18 protein-coding genes and 1 tRNA gene are annotated in these 24,322 nt (G+C 46.6%); 2 read left to right on the top strand and 17 right to left on the bottom strand.

Annotated elements, in window-relative coordinates:
* Positions 1 to 389 precede the first annotated feature (389 nt).
* Both rpmF and P5G61_RS07530 read right to left on the bottom strand, forming a co-directional pair.
* Positions 390 to 563 (bottom strand): 50S ribosomal protein L32, encoded by a 174-nt coding sequence (gene rpmF / locus P5G61_RS07535; protein ID WP_017689233.1) that lies wholly within the window; start codon positions 561 to 563, stop codon positions 390 to 392.
* 68 nt (positions 564 to 631) lie between these two features.
* Complete coding sequence (locus P5G61_RS07530) at positions 632 to 1,138, bottom strand: YceD family protein (protein ID WP_301245931.1); 507 nt, start codon at positions 1,136 to 1,138, stop codon at positions 632 to 634.
* Between the two features lie 484 nt (positions 1,139 to 1,622).
* On the opposite strand from P5G61_RS07530, the gene P5G61_RS07525 reads away from it, so the two are divergent.
* Positions 1,623 to 2,855 carry a nucleotidyltransferase gene (locus P5G61_RS07525; RefSeq protein WP_301246004.1) on the top strand — a complete coding sequence of 411 codons (1,233 nt, stop codon included), beginning with the start codon at positions 1,623 to 1,625 and terminating at the stop codon, positions 2,853 to 2,855.
* Between the two features lie 293 nt (positions 2,856 to 3,148).
* On the opposite strand, the gene P5G61_RS07520 is transcribed toward P5G61_RS07525, so the two are convergent.
* Complete coding sequence (locus tag P5G61_RS07520) at positions 3,149 to 4,189, bottom strand: SepM family pheromone-processing serine protease (protein ID WP_301245929.1); 1,041 nt, start codon at positions 4,187 to 4,189, stop codon at positions 3,149 to 3,151.
* A 203-nt stretch (positions 4,190 to 4,392) separates the two neighbouring features.
* On the opposite strand from P5G61_RS07520, the gene P5G61_RS07515 reads away from it, so the two are divergent.
* Positions 4,393 to 5,709, top strand: a complete 1,317-nt coding sequence (locus P5G61_RS07515; protein WP_301245927.1) for a nucleoside recognition domain-containing protein — start codon at positions 4,393 to 4,395, stop codon at positions 5,707 to 5,709.
* Here the strand turns inward: P5G61_RS07515 and coaD are convergent.
* The 14 genes from coaD to P5G61_RS07445 all read right to left on the bottom strand — a co-directional run bounded on the left by coaD (position 5,687) and on the right by P5G61_RS07445 (position 24,096).
* Positions 5,687 to 6,193: a pantetheine-phosphate adenylyltransferase gene (gene coaD / locus P5G61_RS07510; protein WP_094936495.1), complete on the bottom strand. Its 507-nt coding sequence runs from the start codon at positions 6,191 to 6,193 to the stop codon at positions 5,687 to 5,689. The two genes, P5G61_RS07515 and coaD, sit on opposite strands and share 23 nt — an antisense overlap.
* A 1-nt stretch (position 6,194) precedes the next feature.
* On the bottom strand, positions 6,195 to 6,806 hold the full coding sequence (gene rsmD, locus P5G61_RS07505; RefSeq protein ID WP_301245925.1) for a 16S rRNA (guanine(966)-N(2))-methyltransferase RsmD: 612 nt from the start codon (positions 6,804 to 6,806) through the stop codon (positions 6,195 to 6,197).
* A 355-nt stretch (positions 6,807 to 7,161) separates the two neighbouring features.
* Entirely contained in the window at positions 7,162 to 8,952 is a 1,791-nt protein-coding gene (locus P5G61_RS07500) for a pectate lyase family protein (protein ID WP_301245923.1), read from the bottom strand.
* A 47-nt stretch (positions 8,953 to 8,999) separates the two neighbouring features.
* Positions 9,000 to 9,068 (bottom strand) — tRNA-Phe (locus P5G61_RS07495).
* A 295-nt stretch (positions 9,069 to 9,363) separates the two neighbouring features.
* Positions 9,364 to 9,732, bottom strand: a complete 369-nt coding sequence (locus tag P5G61_RS07490; protein WP_301245921.1) for an Imm44 family immunity protein — start codon at positions 9,730 to 9,732, stop codon at positions 9,364 to 9,366.
* Positions 9,733 to 9,801: 69 nt separating this feature from the next.
* Positions 9,802 to 10,092 (bottom strand): hypothetical protein, encoded by a 291-nt coding sequence (locus tag P5G61_RS07485; RefSeq protein ID WP_301245919.1) that lies wholly within the window; start codon positions 10,090 to 10,092, stop codon positions 9,802 to 9,804.
* 102 nt (positions 10,093 to 10,194) lie between these two features.
* Positions 10,195 to 10,500, bottom strand: coding sequence for a hypothetical protein (locus P5G61_RS07480; RefSeq protein ID WP_024630161.1), 306 nt, complete (start codon positions 10,498 to 10,500; stop codon positions 10,195 to 10,197).
* Between the two features lie 143 nt (positions 10,501 to 10,643).
* A complete protein-coding gene (lacZ, locus tag P5G61_RS07475; protein WP_301245917.1) occupies positions 10,644 to 13,691 on the bottom strand; it encodes a beta-galactosidase, LacZ type in 3,048 nt (1,015 codons plus the stop codon).
* Positions 13,692 to 13,874: 183 nt separating this feature from the next.
* Positions 13,875 to 14,705, bottom strand: a complete 831-nt coding sequence (locus tag P5G61_RS07470) for a carbohydrate ABC transporter permease (RefSeq protein ID WP_301245915.1) — start codon at positions 14,703 to 14,705, stop codon at positions 13,875 to 13,877.
* Entirely contained in the window at positions 14,698 to 15,585 is an 888-nt protein-coding gene (locus P5G61_RS07465) for a carbohydrate ABC transporter permease (RefSeq protein WP_024630158.1), read from the bottom strand. Before P5G61_RS07465 ends, P5G61_RS07470 begins: the two co-directional genes overlap by 8 nt.
* Before the next feature lie 147 nt (positions 15,586 to 15,732).
* Positions 15,733 to 17,025 carry an ABC transporter substrate-binding protein gene (locus tag P5G61_RS07460; RefSeq protein WP_301245913.1) on the bottom strand — a complete coding sequence of 431 codons (1,293 nt, stop codon included), beginning with the start codon at positions 17,023 to 17,025 and terminating at the stop codon, positions 15,733 to 15,735.
* A 363-nt stretch (positions 17,026 to 17,388) separates the two neighbouring features.
* The gene (locus P5G61_RS07455) at positions 17,389 to 19,158 is read right to left on the bottom strand and encodes a cache domain-containing sensor histidine kinase (RefSeq protein WP_301245911.1); all 1,770 of its coding nucleotides are present in this window, start codon (positions 19,156 to 19,158) and stop codon (positions 17,389 to 17,391) included.
* Positions 19,159 to 19,177: 19 nt separating this feature from the next.
* Complete coding sequence (locus P5G61_RS07450; protein WP_301245909.1) at positions 19,178 to 20,725, bottom strand: response regulator transcription factor; 1,548 nt, start codon at positions 20,723 to 20,725, stop codon at positions 19,178 to 19,180.
* Between the two features lie 284 nt (positions 20,726 to 21,009).
* The gene (locus P5G61_RS07445; RefSeq protein ID WP_301245907.1) at positions 21,010 to 24,096 is read right to left on the bottom strand and encodes a cellulose binding domain-containing protein; all 3,087 of its coding nucleotides are present in this window, start codon (positions 24,094 to 24,096) and stop codon (positions 21,010 to 21,012) included.
* Between the last annotated feature and the right edge of the window lie 226 nt (positions 24,097 to 24,322).

The raw sequence follows: 24,322 nt of genomic DNA, 5'->3' as shown, positions 1-24,322 counted from the left end.
TGTATCGTTTAAGGAACCGCCCCATCCGGTCAGTTCAACATTCTTCCACGTGCTTCTATAGTTGCATCCCTGTTCAGCAGGGTCGTTCTCACACAAATCATGGCTCATGTTTATGTAACGTCAAATCTTAGAACCTGGTACTAAACTATAGTATATCTCATCCCGTGTCAAAAAGAAAGGCTGGCTGAGCAAAAACAATCCTGCCTTGCGGAGCCTGGCTTCACAGTCCCGAACACAGCCAGTACGGTGCATTACTAAAATATGAAAATCGTTTTTTTTGAATTCAATTCAAGGAGATAGAATACAGGTAGAAGTGGTCCATCTTTCGATGTTATGGTCTAAAAAAAGTAGCACCTCATCGAAATGAAGTGCTACTTGATGTCTAGCTATTATTGAGAGATGATCTCTCTTGCTTTGTACGTTCCGCACACTTTGCACACGTGGTGACTAAGTTTAAGTTCGCCACATTGTTCACATTTCACCATGCCCGGTACAGCCAATTTAAAGTGAGTGCGACGTTTGTCGCGACGCGTCTTGGACGTTCTCCGTTGAGGTACTGCCATTATTCCCACCTCCTTATCAAAATCAACCTTTGCAGGTAGTTGTTACAATGTTCGATTTTCACTCATGCTCATTTAAAAAAATCCTTGAGCCCTGCAAGCCGCGGATCGATAACTTGGTTATCACAACCGCAGTCACCTTCGTTCAGCTCATGGCCACACTTGGGGCATAACCCTTTGCATGTATCGCTGCATAGCGGTATAAACGGAAGATCCAGCAGAAAAGCTTCCTCGGCATAACCTTTCAGATCAACGCTCTCTCCATCCACGTAGAAAGTATCGTCGTCTTCGGGCAAGTCCTCTGGCTGTTTCCCCTGCTTGAATTGCTCATGAAAATCAATATGAAAATGTTCATTAATCGGCTTGAGACATCGGGAGCATAACATGTCCACTCCTGCTGTCAGCTTGCCATGAACATCCACAACGTCGCCCTCTCTGTACTCTGCAGATAAATCCGCAGTCAGCGGGGTAACGGCTGTGATATCCTGTCGGTTAGAAACCAGTTCCTTGATATCCCACTGTTCATTAAACTGCAGGGGGCGGTCACTGGTAGCCACTTTGCGAAATGGCATTAACATTTTCCATCACTCCAAACGAAACCAATCTCATAATTAAAGTTAAACGCCTTACGACAGTTATACAGGTCAAGCCTGACTCTTGCAACACATCATAATCCTGACTGTATGTATTCTGACGAATCATCGTTAAAAGTATTATGAAATTGACTTAACAAACAAAAATCATTATACCGATTTTTCAAGACGTTTGTCAACACTTTTAACTTTACACCCTTTAGAAAATGAAGATCCCGAACCGCATTCAATCCCTGGTACATTATAGGCTTACTATAGGATAAACTACAAGTCATGCATTTTGTGAGCAGGTTTGAGCTCTATCCATGAGAAGAATTCGTGTCTATTTCGTTTTATTATATTGCTTCATGATTTGAACAAAGGGATATCCATGGCCTATTATGGAACAAGATGAGCTCGTATGTTATCGGGCCAGGAAGTGAAAAATTTCTTTCCGATTGTATTGTTACCGAAAGGAGCGCGTTCCCATATGAAAGCCGTTGGCGTCATTGTTGAATATAATCCTTTACATAATGGACATGTCTACCATCTGAGTGAAGCAAGGCGGCTCAGTGGAGCAGACGTTGTTGTGGCCGTGATGAGCGGCCCTTTTCTCCAGCGCGGCGAACCCGCCATCGTGGGCAAAAGGGCACGCACCGAGATGGCGCTGCATGCTGGCGCCGATCTTGTGATTGAACTGCCGGTTGCCTATGCTGTACAACCGGCCGAGTGGTTCGCCTTTGGTGCGGTGTCGCTGCTGCACCGCACCGGCGTTGTGGACTCGCTCTGCTTCGGCAGCGAGTCCGGCGACCTGGACAGCCTGCAGCGCATTGCGCGCGTGCTGGCTGTGGAGCCCGCAGGGCTGCGCGAGGATATCGCGCGCCGCCTGCGGGAAGGCGCCAGCTACCCCGCCGCGTACGCAGGTGCGGCGGCAGCACTGGCGCCTGGCGGCGTCGATGCGGACGACGCCGCTGCACTGCTGGGGCAGCCCAACAATTCGCTTGGGCTGCATTACCTGATCGCGCTGCAACGGCTAGGCAGCGCGATTCAGCCCTTTACGGCGGCGCGTACCGGTGCCGCGTATCACGAGGCGACGCCCGGACCGGGGGCGATCGCCAGTGCAACCGCCGTCCGCTGCCTGCTGATGGCGGACGGGCCCGAAGCCGCCGCGCCATACGTGCCGGCGGCAACCCTTGCCATTCTGCGGCGCGAATGGCAGGAAAGGCGCGCTCCCGTGCACTGGGAGCGCTTTGCGCAGCCGCTGTTACACATCGCGGCCACCCGCCGTGCCTCCGAGCTGGAGCAGATCGCCGAAGTCACGGAAGGGCTCGAACACCGGCTGAGCCGCACGCTCGCTCAGCTGCCGGAGCCTTCAGTCGAAGCGTTGCTGAACGCGCTTAAGACGAAACGGTACACACGCACAAAGCTGCAGCGTATGCTGACCCATTTGCTGTTGAACCATACTAAGGCCGAGTCTTCACCCGAGAAACTGGCTGAAGGGCCAGGATATCTGCGGGTGCTAGGGTTTAATGCACAAGGACAGAGTCTATTGAAACACATGAAAAAGACGGCTTCTCTGCCTGTGCTGCTGAAACCATCGACCTTTGTCCATAACCAGCTGGAGCTGGATGTACAAGCTCAGGCAGCATACACACTCGCCTGCGAACACGTCGATACGCGCATCATGTACAGCGACTACTATGAACCGCCTGTGAAGCTCTAGCTTTAGCTTTACCTTCATTCATATCCATAGCGGAATGAACATAACCATTCGAAGCCCTCAACATCATTGTTCAATTGGATCAACTCACTAGGTTTTGCCAATTTTCAACTGAATTAATGCAATCCCGATGTACCCATATAAAAGTGATCACACTCTGTTGATAATTCGTTATTTGATATGGATTATTCAACCAAAAACCCCCTATTGCACACCGATTCGGCATTGTTGCAATAGGGGGTTTTCACATTATTCAAGTATTCTTTCAGCCATCCTGTTCACGAATAATGATCGTTTTATGATTTGACGGATAAGGTTTTCAGATAAGCCAGTGCGTCATCCACCGTGCTAACAGGGACGAGTTTCATTTTGGTACCAATCTGTTCAGCCTTGGCTTCAGCTTCCTTATAATTGTCCTTCGGCACAAAGAAAATTTCTGCTTCTTTCCGGTCTGCCGCAACAATTTTGTGCACAACGCCACCAATTGCGCCAACCACACCTTCTTTGTTTATCGTGCCTGTGCCAGCAATCCGGTGACCTTTCGTCAAATCTCCAGGGGTCAACTGATTGTAAATCTCCAGGGTGAACATCAGTCCGGCAGATGGGCCACCTACCTGCGTATCCGTGAAAGATATCTGTTTATCCGGATCTTCTGCTTTGACCTTCTGTACCGCACCGATCATGACACCCAATGCCGGGCGAGTTTCACCCGTTTTGCTGTCCTTCACTTCAATCAGTTGAACATCACGGCTGATGGTCTCTCCGCCTCGCTCCAATTGCATCTCAACCGTATCTCCGACCTTTTTGTTCTTCAACAGCTCAGAGAGCACCGTATTGTCTGGAGTTGCCGTTCCGTCTACACCCAAAATAATATCTCCGGGCTCAATATCTCCCTTAGGTTTTGGATCTTCGGACAGCCCAAATACAAAAATATGCTCAGGAACGATCGAGTATTTCACACCCGCCTGCTCATAAGCCGCCTCCATTGCCGAGGATTGTGAATCACTCATGAACCAGACCTGTTCGGCAGAATATTCCGCTTCGCTTTTGCCGCGCAGTCGATCTTCTTTTTTATCCACTTGTACATTTCGATTAAACAAGGAGGTTCCTAGCAAAAACACATTGGCATATGTTGCCGACACTGTCGTCATCATAAACACACCGCGTTCTTCCTCATCCCCCCCTTTCACGGTAACCATCGGTTTTACTTCATCGGCACTGCCAGGCATATAAATGATATATGGCGTTGGCATATATACCGCAACATAGACGACTAGAGCGACCACGATCACAAAGATCGAAGCTCTGAATCCGCCAGATTTCCGAATACGATTCATTGCATGAGCCCCCGTTCTTTGCGTATCTTTCAATAATTATAAGTCTAACACTCTCATGCTTTTGCATACAATGGTACAGGCCGGATAGGCCGCTGTTTACAGTAGCCTATCCGGTCAAGGCCGAAGCGTCCACGGACGTCATTCGGCCGTCCACAACCAATCCTGGCCGAGTGTATGCGGCACTATCCATATGAGGTGAAACAATGACAATGCAGAGCGAAGTTACGGGCTCTGGACCGTTAAGAACAGTACTTCTGAGTACCGGCGCTTTATTGCTGGTAGTTGCAGTAGTTGTATCCCCGAAAGATGCATTTGATGCCTCTATCCAAGGGTTGGATATTTGGTGGAAAATCATCTTTCCTGCCATGCTTCCATTCCTGATGTTATCCCAAATGCTGACTGCCTTCGGCTTCACCCACGCGCTTGGCGTCTTGCTAGGCCCCTTGATGCAGCGCTGGTTCCGCCTGCCAGGCAAAGCCGGACTGGCTATTGCTGTCGGCATGTGCGGCGGCTTTCCAGCAGGAGCGGATACCGCATCTCGATTAGTGCAGGATCAACAAATTACCGCCAAACAGGCGGGTATTGTGGCAGCAGCAGCTCATTTCGCCAATCCACTGATGATTATACTTGTCATTGGTGCAGCTTTTCTCCACCAGCCTGCGGCCGGATATTTCCTTCTGGTTGTCCACTGGGTAAGTGGCTGGATTGCCACCATGATCGGAGTACGTCTTCTGCCTGCGAAGTCAAAAAGTACCCGTATCACCATTTTATCCACTGATTTGGAAAGCAATAAGGTTGCTTCCAATCCAAAAAAACTCAAATCTGCTACCCACACTGGTTCACTCAAAAAGCGTAGTCTGTGGTCCCAGATGATGCTTGCAGCCCGCGACGCCCAGGAACGTGACGGGCGCGGGTTCGGCAAATTGCTTGGTGACACGGTCTCCCAAGCTGTACAAACGTTAATGATGACCGGAGGATATATGATTGTGTTTGCCGTATTTGTTCGGCTGCTCACGCTCTATATCACCCCGGATACTTCCGTAACTTTTTGGCCCTCACTACTGGAGCTCCATCTCGGAACCTATCACTTGAGTCAGAGCCCACTGACACCGGTTCTCCTGATGTCTTTGCTTGCAGCCGTTCTTGGCTGGGGAGGTCTGTGCTCCCTTTTGCAAGTCTCCGCTGTGCTGAAATCTGCGGGACTTGCCACAACGTCCATGTTGTATTTTGCCGGAGTCCGCCTGCTTCATGCGTTGGTTGCATTTTCCATCAGCTTACTGCTATGGCTGCCATTCAGCCGTTATAGCTCCGAGGTCTGGACCACTTTCCAGACCACTTCAGGCAATCATTTAGCACCATTTCTGAACAAGCAATCCCTGGTTGGCATGAACACTTCAGACATTATCGAGGCTGTCTGGAGCGGCTTTCCTGCTGCCGGTGTCGGTTTGGCATTACTGCTTACCGTCATGATCAGCCTGTCCGGGCTGACCTTCTGGTTCAACCGCCGTTTTTCTCGCTAATTTTCTGACGTAGCGCAGCTTCTACTTCAGGTGAGACCAGATCGGTGACATCTCCGTGGTAGTGGGCAATTTCCTTGACAATGCTGGAGCTCAGATAAGAATACTTCGGATTGGTCATCATAAAGATGGTTTCCGCATCTGGGTTCAGCTTACTGTTGGTGGAAGCCAACTGCAGCTCATATTCAAAATCCGTCACCGAGCGAATGCCGCGAACAATGACCTGAGCATCTTTTTGCCGTACATAATTCGCCGTCAGATCACGGAAGCTGTCCACTTCCACATTAGGCAGATGACTCGTGACTTCCGTAATGAGACTCTTGCGTTCTTCCACCGTAAACAATGGATTTTTGCTCATATTATTCAATACAGCCACAACGACGCGATCAAACTGCTTCGACGCCCGAGCAATAATGTCCAGATGGCCCATAGTTACAGGATCAAAACTCCCTGGATATACAGCAATTCGTTCCTGACGATGTATCATTTCACTCATGAGGAGCCTCCTCTTCCGGTGTGCTAGGTTCTCCATCTTCTGTTGTTGCAGCAGGTACATAATGATAGATGGATACAGCTGTCTCCCCATACAATGCCTTGCGCGTTTGTTCAAACGGGCCGAATTGCTCAGGGTAACTATATTTGGATTCATATTCAAGCACGATGGTCGCTTCTGGTTCAAGCAAGTCCAGTTCGTGCATCGTAAGCATTAACTCGTCCCCATTTTTCATACGGTAGGGCGGATCCAAAAATACGAGATCAAATTGAGTGCTTCGCTTGGCGAGCGCCTTCAATGCACGACTGGCATCATTCCGGTATATAGCCGACTGATCTTCCAGCTTGGTTGCCTTCAGATTCGCACGGATTACTTCAATACTCTTCGATTCCAAGTCAACAAAAACAGCCTTGTCCATGCCGCGGCTCAGCGCCTCAATACCGAGACCACCACTGCCTGCAAACAGATCCAATGCTGTACCACCCTCAAAATAAGGGCCAATCATACTAAACAACGCTTCCTTCACCTTGTCGGTGGTCGGCCGCGTTCCTGTGCCAGGAACAGCCTTCAGCGGTCTGCCTTTCGCACTCCCAGATACCACTCTCACTGATGAGTCACCTTTTCTCTCTATGTAAGTTTATTGATAAAGCTATCGTACCACAATCGGGTTCAGTTTGAAAAATAGTCCGTCTGCTTTCGCTCAAGAAAATTGTTGACCAATTTGTTGACGAAGATGTATAAAAAGGAAACTTCCAGGCCATCCTGTAATTATCGACATCACAAGTGTCGTAGACAACCGCGGAGAAGACTTACGTTTCCCCATAAGCTCTTCGTCCGGTTTCTCCTCTCCCATGAAAAAGAAGCTCTCGAAAGAGGGCTTCTTTTTGTTTTAAGGGAATAACCAGATAATTCGACTTACGAAGTCATCTACGTAGGTCCTTCTTAACCTTTGTTTCAACTGTCTATATTCCAACTATTATTTTTTCTTCTAGCCAATCTGTACCCAATGCATTGTTTGAGGAAGATGTTAATCTAAGCCAGCCACGAACAATATATCTCGACCCTACATCTCCGATAACAACAATGTTTGAGTTTTCGATATAGTCACCTTTATTCCATGTTCCTATTGTAGGCAGAGCACCTCTTCCTTTACGTATCCACGCAGCTCCCAGGTAAGTCCTAATGCATTCATAACCCGTATTACTTGTATCAATGTATACGGCTCCTTCACGGGGATTAGGGAGGACGGTTGCTGAACGCGCAGGATTAAACAGTCCATCCAATAAAATTGGACGTTTAATTCGCATATCATTATTAGTATTTACAACGAATATTTCTCTTCTTGTACCGTCCGTTATTCTGGACATTCTGTATTGAGTACCAGAAGCACCATCAAGTGTGATATCTTCTTCCCACACATCGTTTGGTTGATCATCTCTCGAAAATCTCCGGGGAGTTCTCTCATCAAGTCCATTTTTGGTTAGCTTAACAGAAGAACCAGCCTGTACCCTAGTCACACCCCCTACTACTTCAATCTTGCTCGGATCCATACCTTTACCCAAAAGAGTAATTTGAGCAGGAGCTACTTGACTACGGACTCGCATCATGTTGATCAGCCCTGGGGTGAATGGGTAACTATCATTCTCTATGACAATATCCCCATCCTCAACCCGGCCGATATCGATTGCGTAATTTCTTGGATAATTGGCCAGCGTGAAACGGTTCGCCTTATCTATATCCCACGAGAATCCAGGGTTCTTTATCTTCAGTGATGTAATTCTTGGATGTGAGCCAAGGGAAGGATCGGCGTATATGGCTGCATTACCGACCTGTTCAAAACGTGCATGGTCGAGGTTAACATCCAACATGAATTGGTTTTTGCCACCCTGGTTGTTATACTCAGGTTCGCAATAAAAACTAAACGGCGAGTATCCTACATGGCTATCTCGTATGGACAATCCCTCAATTCCCACTGTTGCACTTGTCGCAAAATTTGCAAATGCGTTTTGATTGACACTTGAGTAAAATACAGAATAATCGCCTGTGTTTTTAGACCAATAAATACCATAATAATTGTATTCAATATGGCAGTGAAAAAGCTTAATATGGCCAGCTTCATTAGCTACGTTGATGCCGTTATTGAATCGTTGTATTGTGATGTTCTCAAGCAATGGCATACATGTACCCGTGATTCTCAACCCATCACATAAAGCCGACTTTGTGCCAATCACATAATCACCGCCAGCCCAACCGGGACCAACCATAGTGATATCGCTCCACACAAAGCGTTTACCTGTAGTTCGTTGCATTGTTATAGCAGCTGCGCCAGCGCCTAATTCAGTGAACGAAAGGGTGGCTGATTGTTTGTCTCCAAATAGTGAAATGTTCTCCGCAACCAAAGCTCGATTGATTATATAACGGCCAGAAGGAACGTATACCGTCCCACCACGGGTTGGCCCGTAAATTTGATCCTTTGCTTTGGTCATCGCCGCTTGAATTGCGCACCAATCAATCTCATCTGTCAAACTTTGCGCATGTGGGTATACCAATTTAGCTGATTCCAGTGTCAAGTAAACGGTTGACAATGGATGGCTAAATCCATCACCTACCGCTCCAAAAGATTTGACGTTCACAATCCCAATACTAGCGGCTTTGTCTTCTAATTCAGCAGTTGCGTTTATGTTGCCAACTTTCTGGTCTATCTCTTGACATGCTAAAAGATTACCATCCAAATCCCTTAACTCCTCTTCCATCAAAATCACTCCCTAAATTATAGTTTTGATGACTTATTTGAAAGTAATGCTCCCTGACGGAATCGAACCGCCAAATCCCAACTTTTAGTTGGGAATCTACCACTGAACTAAGGGAGTACAATACCCACTAATTAACTAACATTAGTAAGTAATTTTCCCAACTATGTTTTATAGTTAGTATATGACCTTTTTAAAAATTTCTAACAAGAAAAGTGACAATAAATACAAGTGCAGATCATCGAAAATAATAGACCAACGAAAAAGAAGCTCTCGAAAGAGGGCTTCTTTTTGTTATCCCAATATTATGTACCAGAAACGAACCGACCAATCCCCAAACCACTGCCCTCAGTCAAAACCATTCCCCATATTCTTCCATACTGCCTCGATTCGGATTGTAACCATCCAATATCTTTAAGCCATTCTTCCATGTCTTTCATAAAAGTCTATGTGATTCAAGTGTTCGATCTTATATTTCTTCAGCTTGTCGTTCAGAAAAGCATAGAAATAATGACTCAGCTCATATCGCTGCTTGCTTTTGCTTAACGTTTGATACTGGTCCTCACTGACCGTCATATCAAAGTAAATCGTATGGTCCTTCTTTGCATATCTGGCTGTCGATTTTCTCTCATATTTTTCAGGTAGACATCTAAAAACAAAGAACAGCTCAATGTCACACGCATGATATTTACTTTCTGCTTTATCAAACACAGGCTGTAATTCATCCGAAATTACGGCAATCTGTGTTAACCCTGAGGTGTCAGTTGATTTATCCAGTATCATGGCACAGTCCCCTCTCATAGCTAATCCAGATCTGAACACAATGTGAAGCATTAGAACCACGTTTCGCCCTTAATCTACCTTGTTGGATTCCCGCCTCCTACGCATGGAAACATTCAAACTCAACAGCGGCATCAATAACCCCAATGCAGGCAAAGCCATATTCCAGGACTGGTATCTCACAGATTGAATGACAATTAGGACAATTGCCATCAGTATTATGATCTGTATAATCTGAAATCTGTCCAGATTACGCTTGAATGCCTTTTTAGAAATGATCCGAATCAGGAAATAGGCAACCACACTATAGAAAACAGCCATTCCGAGAATGGCAAAGAATACGATTAAAGCAGCATTGCCCAAGATTTCTCCTCCTCCACTCAACTTCATTTCCTTAATTTTACCATATGAGCGAAAGAGTGTCATTGGAATACCTCTGTCTAAGCTCTCCCCCCGCCCCCTTATTTATTTCTCCTCACTAATCACGGTCGCGTTATAGATTACAATCCGTTTGCCATCCAGGTCAAAAAGTACCTTGTTCCCATACTCTGTATCCTGCAAATCAATCTTACCTTCATACGTATGAATCAATTCTCCCGAATCACTATACACTTTAACCACGCGCTCCAGACCGCCGGAATTGTTGGACCGCATCGTTTTCAGAGCACGTTCACCTGAAGCCGTGTTGAAATACCAGATGAAACAGCCCACGATGATGCCTAGTATGACGAGTATCGTTACCCATACACCTGTCTTTGCTTTTCTGCTCAAAATAAGCCCCTCCTTTATCCATGTCCAGTACACTACGAGACAGATACGGTAGCGGTTTCATTGGCCATCCTCTGATAACAAAAAAACAAAGGCCCCCAAATTGCAGAGACCTCTGTCCTTTAGCTACATCTTATATAGCCCTATTACAGTGCACGAATGACAAATTCAAATTGCAGCTCGCTGTCCGAGGCGATGCGGTATTCCGGATGAACCGGTGCACCCCAGCTATCGTCGCCGCCTACGCCCATTTGTTTACCGGCCACCGTTACAACCGTATAATGCACCGGAGGCAGCTCATACGCATGTTGTGCATTCTCAAGCTCAAATGCGGTATATGGAGATACATTCAGCTCGACTGGAGCTGCAGCAGATTCAATTTTGAAGCCACGTCCCGCGTTGTCGGTCAATTTCGCCCAACGTACACCCGTACGGTTGCCCGACTCCTGCGGTACAAGATATGGAGCAACGGTATCCGTTACTTTGCTGTCATGGATACCCAGACGAGCGCCAAATGCACGGTCCGCATAGTTTTCTTCGGGTCCCATCGCGAGCCATTCCACATTTTCGAAGTCCGGTGACGTCTTGAAGAAAAGAGCGTGGATCGGAAGATCTGGCAAACCTGCCGTTCCTTTATACGTATTATGCACATGCACACTTCCGTCTGCACGCACCGTATACGCCACTTTTACTTGTACATCTGCCGAAATATTAAGTTTGTACGTGAATTCAATCCGATAGTGACTCGGGTTTTGTTCTGCTTTCCAATTCACACATCTAGGTAACAGACTCGCAGCATACCAAGCCCCAAGCTCGAAGCCCATGGCAGTACCTTTATCATTATCGGTGGTCGCACGCCAGAACAACGGTGCAGGAGGCTGAGCAATCGTCTCGCGACCTGACAGCTTCAGAGATACCATTGTACCGAAAGCTTTGGAGAACAGGACATGGGTTTGACCAACCCTTACACCGATATTAACGTCCCCTTCTACTACCTGAATTTCATTTGTCAGGTTCAGATCCGACACCGCAGTTTCCGACTTGCCCTGAGCGAATATAAACTGTCCAAAGGCAACTTCTTCTCCTTTTTTCGCCCACAGCGTATCCGCTTTTAAGACAAACGCAGCATTCACTGCATATTCCCCACCAGCAAGCGATTCCACATGAAGTGGAAGCTTCACAATAGTTTCGCTTTGTGGGCCCACGTTTACGTTCAGTGTTCCGTGCAGCACTTTGTGACCTTCATGCTCCAGACTGTATACCAGTTCGAATTCAGACGTGTCCGCAAACAAATTACCGTTCACGATTTTCACACCTTCCCGATCGGGGAACAGCTTGATGTTCTGGTACAGGAATTTCACTTCCTGCATCTTGGCAGACACTTTACGGTCTGCGTACACAATCCCGTCGCCACAGAACGAATAGTCCGAAGGACGATCGCCGAAATCTCCACCATAAGCAAGGAATTCCTTGCCGTACCGATTTTTTTTGTAGATAGCCTGATCGATGTAATCCCAAATGAAGCCGCCTTGGTACATCGGATATTTATCTTCCAGTTCCGTATACTTATGCATACCGCCAATGGAGTTACCCATGGCATGCATATACTCACAGCTGATATAAGGTTTTTCCGGATTAGCGTTAAGGAATTCCTCAATGTCCGCCGGTTTGGCATACATGCGCGATTCCATGTCACTCGTCTCGTTAAAGCGACGGTCGTGGAAGACTCCTTCATAGTGAACGAGACGGGTCGGATCTGCTGTTTTAAAGTATTGAGACACTTTATAAATAACTTCACCACCATGGGACTCGTTACCACAAGACCAGATCAGAATGGAGGGATGGTTTTTATCCCGCTCCACCATGGATACCGCGCGATCCATAACGATGTCATGCCACTCCGGTTTATCACCAGGAATAACCCATGACGGCTCAACTGCACCAAGCTTCTGCCATGATCCGTGCGTCTCCAGGTTCATTTCATCTATTACATACAATCCGTATTCGTCACACAGTTCATACCACAGGCTTTGGTTTGGATAGTGAGATGTACGAACAGCGTTCATATTGTTTTGTTTGATGGTACGAACATCCCATAACATGTCTTCTTTGGTTACAGCGCGTCCACGGCGCGGATTGAATTCATGACGGTTTACCCCTTTGAAAACAATACGTTTACCATTGATGTGCATCACTTTATCAATCATTTCAAATGTCCGGAAACCAACGGACTGAGGCACAACCTCCACCAACTCACCAGCTGCATCATATATACGAATGTACAATCGATATAAATAAGGAAGTTCCGCGCTCCACAGATTTACTTTGCCAATCTCCTCACGAAGACTCGCTAGACCATTGGTAACTTCCATACCACCAAACGTTTTCACCGTGTTGCCTTCAGCATCCCGTAGTTCAGCTTCCACTTTTGCCCCCGCAGCGGCTTTCCCTTCAAGCTTAAGATTAACATTTAGCGTACCATTGGTATAAGACTTGTCCAGATCCGTTACAACCCGCACATCTCGAATATGCGCAGCTGGCACAGTATACAGATACACATCTCTGAAAATGCCGGAGAACCGCCAGAAGTCCTGATCTTCCAGCCAACTGCCTGTGCTGCGTTGATACACTTCCACAGCCAGTTTATTCTCTCCGTCCTGAAGGAAGGGGGTCAGATCAAAATCGGATGGTGTGAAGCTGTCTTCCCCATACCCGACAAATTGTCCGTTGAGCCATACATAGAATGCAGATTCCACACCCTGAAACGAAATATATACCGGACTGTTCTGCCAGTCTGTAGGTAAATGGAATGTCCGAATATAACTGCCTACCGGATTCTGGTCCTGAGGTAATGCAGGTGGACGCAGATCGTTTAACCCATCCCAAGGGTATTGCGTATTTACATATTGAATCTGACCGTACCCTTGGAGCTGAATATGCCCCGGCACTTCAATATCATCCCAAGCGGCACTGGAGAAGTCCTGCTTGTAAAAAGCTTCGGGACGGCAATCCGGACGAATAGCATAATTGAATTTCCACGTTCCGTTAAGGTCGTAGCGCATAGCCATTGCACCGGATGCCTTCGCTTCTTCCATAGTGCGGTAATAACGATGATCCGAGTATGCGTTGAGGCGGTTTACTTCAAATACACTCACATCGCCCAGCCAGTTGATATCTGCATGTGTTGCTTTCATTCGGCTCCCTCTCCTCTTGAAACAAATATATTTATTACTTATTCAGTGCAAATCCTTATTTTCCTTTTACGAAACAAACAGAAACAAACAGAAAGACAGAGGCACGCCATTTCAGGCGTCCTCTCCTCTCTTTTCTGCATTGACGTCCGTACAGACGCTTTTAAAAAAATGCATTATTTGAAATTACTTGACGGAACCAACCATACCCGCGACAAAGTGTTTTTGCATAATGAAGAATACAAGCGCTGTCGGTAAAGTCGCGATGACGATGGCGGTCATTATAACACCATAATCCGGTGAATAACTAGAACCGAGGTTCGAGATTAACAACGGAATCGTCTGTTGGTCTGGCGTTTGCAGCACCACGAGAGGCCAGAGGTAGTTATTCCAGCTGCTCATGAATGTGATGATCGCAGCGGCTGCATATGTTGTTTTCATCGTTGGCATGTAGATCTTCAGGAAGATACCAATTTCGCTCAAACCATCAATCCGGCCTGCTTCAAGCATCTCTTTCGGGAACATTTTGGTGTTCTGACGGAAGAAGAAGATCAGGAACGCTGTTGTGATGGTTGGCAGAATAACGGCGGCCATCGTATTGATTCCAATAAACGGTGCAAAACCGGAGATCGTAGCAAACATTCGGTATAAAGGAACCATCAGCGCTGCGAACGGAATCATCATGGACAGCAACAGAATGTTAAATACGATATCCCGTGATTTCGTCCGGTACACTTCGAATCCATAACCGGCAAGAGAACCGATCAACAGTGCCAAGAGTGTGGAAATGACTGAAACGATCGCCGAATTCCCCAGAGCCTGTACCAGGTTCGTCTGCTCCAGCAATTTGTTGAAGTTATCAAGGAAAAATGAGCCGGGAAGCAATCTGCCTTTGGTGACATCTACAGAAGCGTTTGTCGAACTGACGAGCATCCAGAAGAACGGGAAGATGGACACAAATGCAACGATGGACAAAAAGACATATGTGAATATACGTTTTGTTTTTGCTTTAGCCATTTCTCTCACCTGCCACTTTGAACTGGATTATGGATAAGACGATAATCATCAGCACGATGGAATACGAAACGGTTGCCGCATATCCGAAGTCCGGTGAATATTTGAACGAAAGGTTATAGATGTACTGGGAGATGGACATCGTCGCATTACCCGGGCCACCTTTGGTGATGTTCATAATTTCATCGAAAATTTGCAATGTACCAATCGTCGATGTAATGGAGGTGAACAGGATAATCGGTTTGAGCAATGGAACGGTAATTTTGAAAAATTGCGTGAAAGCATTCGCGCCATCAATCCGTGCAGCTTCATAGATCGACTGATCAATGTTCTGAAGGGATGACAGATAGAAAATCATGTTATATCCGGTCCAACGCCAAGTAACGGCGATTATAATCGTAATTTTAGCCCAGAACGGGTCAGTGATCCATTGAATCGGTTCAGCAATCACGTGCAGATTCATCAGGAATTGGTTCACCATTCCGTCAGAAGAGAACAGATATTTGAATACAACCGAGTAAGCAACCAGCGAGGTTACACACGGCAGAAAGATGGCAGTACGGAAAAAGCTTCGGAAGCGCAACGTACTGTCATTCAACAAAACGGAAATAAACAAACCGAGAATAATCATGACAGGCACTTGAATGATCAAGTACAGAAATGTATTGGATACAGCAGTGCGGAACGTGGTGTCACTAAATAATCGTTTATAATTATCAAGGCCCGTAAATTCAAGATTGGCTCCTACACCAGACTTGAACGATAAGAGCAGCGCTTGCAGCATCGGATAGAAGTAAAATGCAACGATCCCGATAACAGCGAGCGAAATAAAAGCCCATCCAGTCAAATTATTTTTCTTTTGGAGACTGTCTCCTGTATTCATGGCTTTCACAGTATGGCTCCTCTCTCTCCTTGTAACATAGATAGAACCCAGGGAGCCTTCCACCATGTCCGGGTCGGCTATTGCTTGCGCCAGACAGTGGAACGGCTCCGATGCTTCCTTGGGTTCTACAAGTTACCGTGGATCATCTTAGTGTAATTGTGTTTCAGCTTGTTTCTGTGCATCAGCCAGAACGTCATCAATCGCTTTGCCGTTCAGGAAGTTCTGCATTTCAACAACCAGAATGTCCTCGATGGCATATGTGTTGATACCGTAGTTTACGCTAGGAATTTCTTGTGTCCATTTTGCAAAATCAGCAAATACTTTTTGTCCGCCGAAGAACTCATCGGCTTTATTAAATGCTTCGCCTTCTGCTGCCGGTTTGTACGTACCGATCGCACCAATATTGTTCAGCAAGTCTTGATACAATTGTTTGTCAGAACCGAATGTTTTACCCATGAAATCAGCAGCTTGGTCTGCACCAGCAACATTGTTCATGACGTACCATGAGCTACCACCCAAGTTGGAAGCATGTACAGAATTCGATTGTCCAGCCATTTTAGGAAGCGGTGCTACCGCCCATTTGCCGGATTGGGATGCTTCTTGACGAACAGATGGTGTAATCCAGTTTCCTGTAGGAATCGTAGCTACATCACCGTTGTTGAATGCTGCCACGAATTGGCTCCAGTCTGAGTTCAGCTTAACGATGTTTGCATCCATCAGTTCTTTGTAGGTTACAAAAGCTTCTTTCAGTGCTGCATTGCCAGCCAGATCAGGTGTTTTTCCATCTTCCTTGGAATACCAAGAACCTGCGGATTGGATCATCATGCGGATCAGACCCAAATCGTTGGGATCAAGTGTGATCAGGTCCTTACCTGTTTTGGCTTTCACATCTTTACCGATTTTGATGTAATCATCCCATGTGATGTCCTGAAGGTCAGCTGCTTTGTAGCCTGCTTGCTCCAGCAGATCAGTTCTGTAGTAGAGACCTGTTACACCGGAGTCAAACGGAACACCGTACTGTTTACCATCAAAAGCCGTAGGCCCCAGTTTGTACTCTGCGAAATCGGAAGCTTTGATTGTAGAGGACATATCTTTAAACGCATCAGGATATGCACTCAAAAAGCTTTGTGACCGATAGTCCTCAATCAGAACGATGTTAGGAAGACCACTGCTTGTTCCAGAATTCAGGCCGGTGTTCAGCTTCTGAATAATAGCATCTTGAGCATACTCAACGATGTTAATTTTCAAATCAGGATTTTCCTTCTGATATGCTTCTTTTGCTGCTTCCATTGCAGCAACGTTAAATGCCTTGTCCCAAGCCCAAATCGTAATTTCATTGGCGGTTTTTTCACCTTCACTTGCCGTATTTCCTCCACCACCGGAAGAACATGCAGACAATAACAGAACAGTTACGAGCATCAATACCCACATTTTTTTCAAACCATTCAACTCCCCTTAACCTCTTTGTTTGTAAATTGTTTACGTTTCCTGAAAGCGTTTGCTTTCGATATATTCATCTTATCATTCCCAAATCTTCATTCGTTAGTAATAATTTTGTGTGGATTTGTCATCTTATTGCCACAATGAAAACCTTTACAGAAACCGCTTGCATTAAATTTGTTTTTTTGTAATTTCTTTTGATTTTGTACTTTTTTGATCTAAATATTTTACAAGTCAGGCTTCATTCTTAGGCTTTACGCACCAAAAAGACCCTCCCGTGTTGTCATTGACAAGACAGGAAGGCCTCCAATTGAAGCTACTTTCACTTAAATAACGTCCTTGCTTTCACTTAAGCCCTATTGTTTAGCTCGTAACCAACGGGAGTGTAACGGTAACCCTTGTCCCCTCTCCCGGTTTGCTCATTATCGTTACACCATAAGGTGCCCCGTACAACAGCTCTATGCGATCATGTACATTCCGTATACCGATACCGCTGAACAACTGTCGATTATTCTTCGGATTGGGCAGCGACTCACCCATGGAGAATCCTTCAATCCCGTCGCCGTTATCCATAATCTCGCATATCAATGATTCTCCGGCTCTGGAGACCATCACATGAATGGTGCCTGTTTCCTTGGAAATGAATCCATGGAAGAAGGCATTCTCAATAAATGGCTGAATCACCAGCTTGGGCACATGATAATGCGTACAATCCGGAGCTACGTAAAAGGCCGCTTTAATGCGTCCTCCGTATCGGACATGATTAATGAATACATAGTTTTTCAGATTTTCGACTTCTTGCTCCACCGTTATGGTCTCACTCACGTTACTAATCGTATTTTGTAATAAAGAGATTAGCGCATTAATGGTTTCGGCAGCCCTGTCCTTGTTCCCCTGCTGCACTAGAACCTTAACGGAAGCCAGAGTGTTGTACAGAAAATGAGGATTAATCTGGCTTTGCAGCGCCGCCAGCTCAGCGTTTCGCTGTTCTCGCTGTGTAAATACCAGTTGATCCACATAGTCATGCAGCTCATCCAGCATGTAGTTATAGGCATGACCTAGCTGTCGGCTCTCATAACTTCCGCTGACCGGAATATAGTTGTCGAGATCACTTTTGGTAATATTAGACATCTGCTTCACGAGTCTGCGCAGTGATTTGGTGATTTGATTCGTAATTAGAAATACCAGTATGAGCGCAGCAGCCACAATGCCAGCGCAAATCAGAGCAACCGTCTTCATATCAATCAGCTGCCCCATTGCGAGATCCTTGTCGACGACGTTTATGATATAAAAACGGTAAAATGGCAAGTACTCGGACAATACCACACTATCCTGATCCATGACTCGCGCATTTAACCCTTTTGCGGTTTCGTTATTATTCATTTCTCTGGCATAGGACAGCAATTCAAGTTGAGTGGTACCGATCCACTCTTCCCGATTGGACGATACAATCTCACCCGCATCATTTAGGATAACCACATCGTTGCCTCGGCTCGTGAAACTGCTATAGAACTGACGAAATGCGTTCTCTCTCATAGTCACATACAATGTACCGTAGAGTCGATTTTCGGAACGATCCGTCAAGGCCTTGGTCGCTGAAATCATCTGCCCGGCAGTCTCATCATTCGTCTGATAGTCGTCAAAAATGATCCGATTCGGACTTGCCGCTGCTTCCAGCGTTATCGGCTGTTCTTTCAATTCATCCGCTGATAAACGCAGATGAGACCGATCGGTGGAATACGTACGCCCATTAATACCGCTAATCGTAATACCGACTTCGTAGGACTCTGTGATCGACTGAATCCGGTCCATGGTTTCCCTCATATTATAATAGGATTTTGCCATCGTGAGGGAGTCACCCTCCCCCTCAGACAAATAACCACGGATTGCCCCACTTTGTCTAACATTATTGGATACAGCAGCGATCGCATCGTTAAAGGATTCAAAGTTCGTTTTGATCTGGCTAAGTACCTTGGAGTTCGTAATACTGAACGTCTCGGTAAACAGCTTGGTCGACATATGAATCGATGTCCATAGAATGAGTACGGAAACAAGAATGATGCTGACCACCATAACAAGGAACAGTTTCGGAAAAAGCCCGAGGCGGGAAAATGCGTTCATCCATTTCTTCATTTATTTCTTCCTTCTGACGTTATGCCCAGAATTTTCGCCGGTATCGGCTGGGTGACAGTCCGGTAAATTTTTTGAACACCTTGCAAAAGTAGCTGTGGTCAGAATACCCTACCATACTGCTAATTTCGGAAATGGTGACGTCGTCCGAGCGGAGCAGTTCCTCTGCCTTTTCGATTCGAATTTTGTTCAAATATTCGTTAAAGCCTTCTTTTTTGTGTGAGGAGAAATAACTGGACAGATACGATGGATTAAAATGAAAATGCTTGGCTACTTCGGTAAGTCCGAGCGGCTGATCAAAGTGCTCATGCATATATTCCAGCAGCATTTTCATATTTGGATCACTTCGACGTCCGCCCTCTCCACTAGTACATTCCTGTACCTCAGTCATGAATTGATCCAGCACACTCATGGCTTCCCTGAGACTGGAAGCTCCATCCACATGTTTGAAATAGGCGTATTTGCCTTCTTCCAGCACAGCAGACTGAACATCCATATCTGCCAGGGTGATGGACACGTTAAAGATCAGGTTGCCCAAGAAGGACTTGATTTCGAACACATCTGCAATATAATCCCTTCCCAACGTAAGGGCATGCTCCTGCAAATATTCTCTTGCCGCTTCTGTTCGATTTCGCTTCACATGCTGCAAAAACATGTTCACGTTGAACTGGTACCCGGCAGGGTGGAGAGGCGGAAGTTCGCCATATACCAGAATAGAGCGATCCTCATAATAAAAGCGATACTCCATTAGTTTGATCAGACGCGTTCGATACACGTTCCCCATCTCTTCAAATGAAGAAAAGCTGTCGCTCAGCACCCAGCAAGATCCGTCCTGGGCCTCCTTGTTCTTGCTCGCCAACTCCTTAATCTGCTGCACCATCCATTCATCCTTCGAAGGGTCTACATTAAGGAGCACCACCGGTGACATGCCTTCGGCCGGAACGATTGCACACTCTACTTCAGGAAGCAGATCCCGTAACCTGTTCTCCAACTGCTCCTTATCCAGCTTGTGCACATGTACCTGTGTATCCTGCGGCTTATATACGAGTAAACGAAAGCATCGGTGAGGAAACGTCTCGCTAATGATATCCATCTCGTTACTCTCATCCAACGTAAAACCGGACAGCATCTTTTCCATCAGTTGCCCGAGCCTCCACCCATCATGTGAAGGCTCAAATTGCAATTCTGGAATTTTGCCAGCGGTACGTTGAAGCACTTGTAATAATTCATTGGTATCCAGTTTCGGTTTCAAAATGTAGTCTGCCGCTCCATTCTGGAGCGTTGAACGTACATACTCGAACTCACTGAAGCTGCTAAGTACAATAACCTCAATCTGCGGATGGCTGGCTTTTAACGTCCGGACAAAGGTTTCCCCATCCATCACAGGCATTACGATGTCCGTAATGACAATATCCGGCTGTAACGACTGTACCTGCTCAAGTCCTTCTTCTCCATTGGAAGCTTCACCTACAATCTGAAAACCTTCAGCTTCCCAGTTCATATGGTGCTTAATACCTTGCCTTACAAGAAACTCATCGTCAACAATCAGCACCTTGCACAACCGGTTCATGACCCTTGACCCCCTTGTCTAATCTTTCTTCTATGTCTCTTCAGGTTATCCCATCATATATCGGATAAAATGGCATCCCTGTGTTAGCGGTTACATTTATTTTAAAGTTTTGTACTTCTTTTTATATCTCAAAACGAACGTTTTATCAATGGAAACTCTCTTTAGTGTACACTATATTTCGACAAAATAAGAAGCCTTGGTCCGCCGTGAATCTTTTTTGGCGAACCAAGACTTCTTATCCATGTACGTTTAGATTAACTCAAACTTTCATTTCAAGTTTAAGTCTAAGGTTCGATTCCCCATTGAAGACTTCCGCCAATATATCCAGTTACTTTGGACCAATCGGTATAAGCGGTTTGAGCCGGTGCAAAGGAATAATCATCCGTCTGAGTATAGTTGGTCCAGTCACTTTTGGAGAAGCGGGCCTGAATTTCCGTGCTTTGCCCCGCTGCCAGTGAACCGGCAGAAGTCTTGAAGCCAATCTCCAGCATGTAATCCGCTCCGGTCACTGGGGGCGATAGCGCACTAAACGTACCTGTAACATTATCGTTTCCAGCCGTGGCCCAGTCACAGAAGAAGTTTTGGGTCTGAGCGCCATTAATCGTATAATAATAACGAATCTTGACGTCCGAAAGGTTGATCGCCGTAGTGCCTGTATTCGTTAATTTGATCTTGGGATTAATGGAGTTTCCCGTTGCTGAAGTCGTTCCATTAAACATCCCAATTCGAATGGCGCCCGCGGGTACAGCCGTCGTGTCCTTGATAGTCAGATTCAGAATCGCATCATTGCCTGCACTAAAATGGAAGGTTAACGCTGCGCTTCCCTTGGGCAACGAAGATAGATAGGTTTTGCTCAGCACTACCTGATTGCCCGATAATGTGTAATCCGTACCTGAAACCAGCATTGAACTGCCGTTACGGATCGTACTAAGTGAATTTCCGTTCAGTGTCAACATGACAGGAATATCGGCCTGGTTGCCTGTATTCTTGTCAAATTCAGCATTCATTGGTGTGATGGCCGAATTGGTCACCGGAGACGTGCCGCCTCCACCTTCTCCACCGCCATTGTTCCCGCCAATACGATCAGCATATAAAATACCCCGTCCATTCGTCCCCAGATACACTCTTCCATACAGACGTGGATCACCTGTAATTGTGGTTACACGTGCATATTGATGCTGATTATCATTAATTCGTACCCAATTCGCCCCGCCATCATCGGAACGGTAAAAACCCCGTGTTCCGTCGATCTTTGCAATCGTGTACAACGCGACCACGTTCTGTCCAGGTGCCGCTTTACCAAAACCGATGCTGTCCGCTTCCTCCACATTGGCAAGTTTGGTAAAGGTCGCTCCTGAATCGGTGGAATGCCACAGACCATAAGGCCCTTCATCTTCACTACCGCCTGCAAACCAGAGCTCACCTTCCGTACCTGGAACAGCGTGCAGATCTGCATTTCCTTCTATCGGAAGCCCGGTAGCCGCAGATGCGGTGAAAGAGACACCACCATTGGTGCTCACATAGACTTTACCAGCAGCAAATCCATAGAATTTGTTCGGGTTTACCCGGTCGGAAATTACTTTTGCCTGTGCGGGTATGCCTGAACTCGCGGTCCATGAGTTGCCGCCAGTGGAATAATGCACACCCTTGTCTGAGGTGCTCCATACAAGTCGGTTACCATTTGCAGAGATAGCGACGGTTCCCCCTCCGGTTGTGCCGGCGGGCTCTGCGTTCGCCTTATACCACGTTGCCCCGCCGTCGCTGGATAAACCAATAGATTTTGCATTCGGATCAGCAGTATAGTCTGCTTTACCTAAACGAACCATCACATTCGGACTTAGCTCTGCAAAGTCCAGACTTTCCGTAGAAGAGTAGTTGGGGCTGGTAAACATCGTAGCTGGTGCCTGATCCAGATCATTATGACGGAATCCCGAGACATCTCCTACTCCACTTAACAGATGTGCCCCGCTTGGCGGGCTGATCAGATCCAGAACCGCGATCTCCTCGACCCCTTTGGCCATCACTGAAATATTAATTTTGTTGCCGTCATCCCAGTCTGTCAGATTTGTGGTACCGTAGATGGTCGCGCCTGTTCCATACATCATACGGTCAGAATCAAATGGGTCAATCTCCAGATCGCCAATCATCCAGCCCAGCTTTGGAGACACTTCAGGCGGTGTAGGATTCGTCCCAAAGGTCAACCAAGGAGCGGCCGAAATATCCTGTATATAGCGCATTTTGCGGTTCGGATATCCTTCAAATTCCCAGATGCGGGTCCAGGTAGTTCCACCGTCCGTACTGCGGAACAGATTCGCATCAGGCCACCATGAGTTAAGGGTTGCTACCATGAGTGTACCAGGATGCTGTGCATCTACTGCCAGTCCCCCGTATCCAAAATAATTATCCGCGCTGCTGCTTGGCACCGGACTGATATTGGTCCATATCCCTGTAGACGTATTTAATTTCCACAGGTCTCCCTTCTCCCCATCATACGGGCCTGCACCATCGCTGTAAGAAATATAGAGATTGCCATTGGCATCCAGTTCCCCGTGATGAGGCAAATACCCTGTAGGTTGTCCAGCGACAGCAGTCCACGTTGCGCCTCCATTCGTACTGCGGTATACACTTTGATTTTTGTCGGCTACTCCGACATAGATGGTCTGTGTTGCCTGTCCAGCGGAACCTGTTGATTTGTCAAAAGTAATCCAAGAGAGGCCTACGATGTCACTGGTATACTCATAAGACGGGTCCTCTACATACGTGCCCGGATTCGGGAAACTCGTTACTTTGTTCCAAGTTACCCCGAAATCCGAACTTTTCCAGAGCCCATTGCCACTACGTGCACCAAAATACAAAATGCTATTTTTGTTGGGATCAACGGTCAGACGCTCCCCCATGGAACGACCCGGCATGTTGCCGCCGACTTTGAACGGAAGAGTGGTTGTCTGCCAAGTATCCCCGCGGTCCGTAGAACGCAGGATGGAGCCGTTGCTTTTGTCCCATGAGTTCGTGTACGTGCCAACAGCCATATATACCCGATTCGGATCAACCGGGTCTGTTGCCAGCGCATCGACACCGTTTTTGTTCCATTCCTCCCAGCCGACAAAATCGGTGAGCGGAATCCAACTGTCGTTCACCGGATTCCAGCGATAAGCTCCCCCGATATCCGTCCGGGCATAGATCAGATCTTTCTCTGACTCATTAAAAATAATACCCGGCACAAAACCTCCACCAGCCCCAGTCACGACATTTTTCCACTGGTATGAATCACTTGGTGCCGCATCTGTTGTTCCAGCGAGTACGCCTAGCGAAACGGTTGCTACGGCAATTGCCAAGCTCATCATCCGCAGCTTTTCCAAAAACGTTTTCATAGTAACTTAGCCTCCTCTTCAATATGTTCATCGCATCCGGTCAACTCCCGCTGTGTCATCCTGTTGATGAGTGCAGTGTCAGACATTTAATGCATTGGGACAGGCAACCAGCCCCACCTCCTCTCCAATTTATAGAACGCTTTCATAAATCAGTTTCGATACCATTCACTGGATTATACTGTCAATACATAACATTCGATGACCATTAAAAAACCCCTTCTGCTCT

Origin of the sequence: Paenibacillus vandeheii (assembly GCF_030433635.1) — a bacterium.
GTDB classification, from domain to species: Bacteria; Bacillota; Bacilli; order Paenibacillales; family Paenibacillaceae; genus Paenibacillus; species Paenibacillus vandeheii.
Note: the sequence above shows the minus strand (reverse complement) of the source record. Positions and strands in the feature narration are given on the sequence as shown.

What these genes read in the sequence shown, in the direction of transcription:
- P5G61_RS07530 (WP_301245931.1), bottom strand. Translation starts at nt 1,138, where the DNA reads ATGTTAATGCCATTTCGCAAAGTGGCTACCAGTGACCGCCCCCTGCAG.
- coaD (WP_094936495.1), bottom strand. Translation starts at nt 6,193, where the DNA reads ATGATACATCGTCAGGAACGAATTGCTGTATATCCAGGGAGTTTTGAT.
- P5G61_RS07465 (WP_024630158.1), bottom strand. Translation starts at nt 15,585, where the DNA reads ATGAATACAGGAGACAGTCTCCAAAAGAAAAATAATTTGACTGGATGG.
- P5G61_RS07525 (WP_301246004.1), top strand. Translation starts at nt 1,623, where the DNA reads ATGAAAGCCGTTGGCGTCATTGTTGAATATAATCCTTTACATAATGGA.
- P5G61_RS07470 (WP_301245915.1), bottom strand. Translation starts at nt 14,705, where the DNA reads ATGGCTAAAGCAAAAACAAAACGTATATTCACATATGTCTTTTTGTCC.
- P5G61_RS07455 (WP_301245911.1), bottom strand. Translation starts at nt 19,158, where the DNA reads ATGAAGAAATGGATGAACGCATTTTCCCGCCTCGGGCTTTTTCCGAAA.
- P5G61_RS07490 (WP_301245921.1), bottom strand. Translation starts at nt 9,732, where the DNA reads ATGATACTGGATAAATCAACTGACACCTCAGGGTTAACACAGATTGCC.
- lacZ (WP_301245917.1), bottom strand. Translation starts at nt 13,691, where the DNA reads ATGAAAGCAACACATGCAGATATCAACTGGCTGGGCGATGTGAGTGTA.
- P5G61_RS07445 (WP_301245907.1), bottom strand. Translation starts at nt 24,096, where the DNA reads ATGAAAACGTTTTTGGAAAAGCTGCGGATGATGAGCTTGGCAATTGCC.
- P5G61_RS07520 (WP_301245929.1), bottom strand. Translation starts at nt 4,189, where the DNA reads ATGAATCGTATTCGGAAATCTGGCGGATTCAGAGCTTCGATCTTTGTG.
- rpmF (WP_017689233.1), bottom strand. Translation starts at nt 563, where the DNA reads ATGGCAGTACCTCAACGGAGAACGTCCAAGACGCGTCGCGACAAACGT.
- P5G61_RS07450 (WP_301245909.1), bottom strand. Translation starts at nt 20,725, where the DNA reads ATGAACCGGTTGTGCAAGGTGCTGATTGTTGACGATGAGTTTCTTGTA.
- P5G61_RS07515 (WP_301245927.1), top strand. Translation starts at nt 4,393, where the DNA reads ATGACAATGCAGAGCGAAGTTACGGGCTCTGGACCGTTAAGAACAGTA.
- P5G61_RS07500 (WP_301245923.1), bottom strand. Translation starts at nt 8,952, where the DNA reads ATGGAAGAGGAGTTAAGGGATTTGGATGGTAATCTTTTAGCATGTCAA.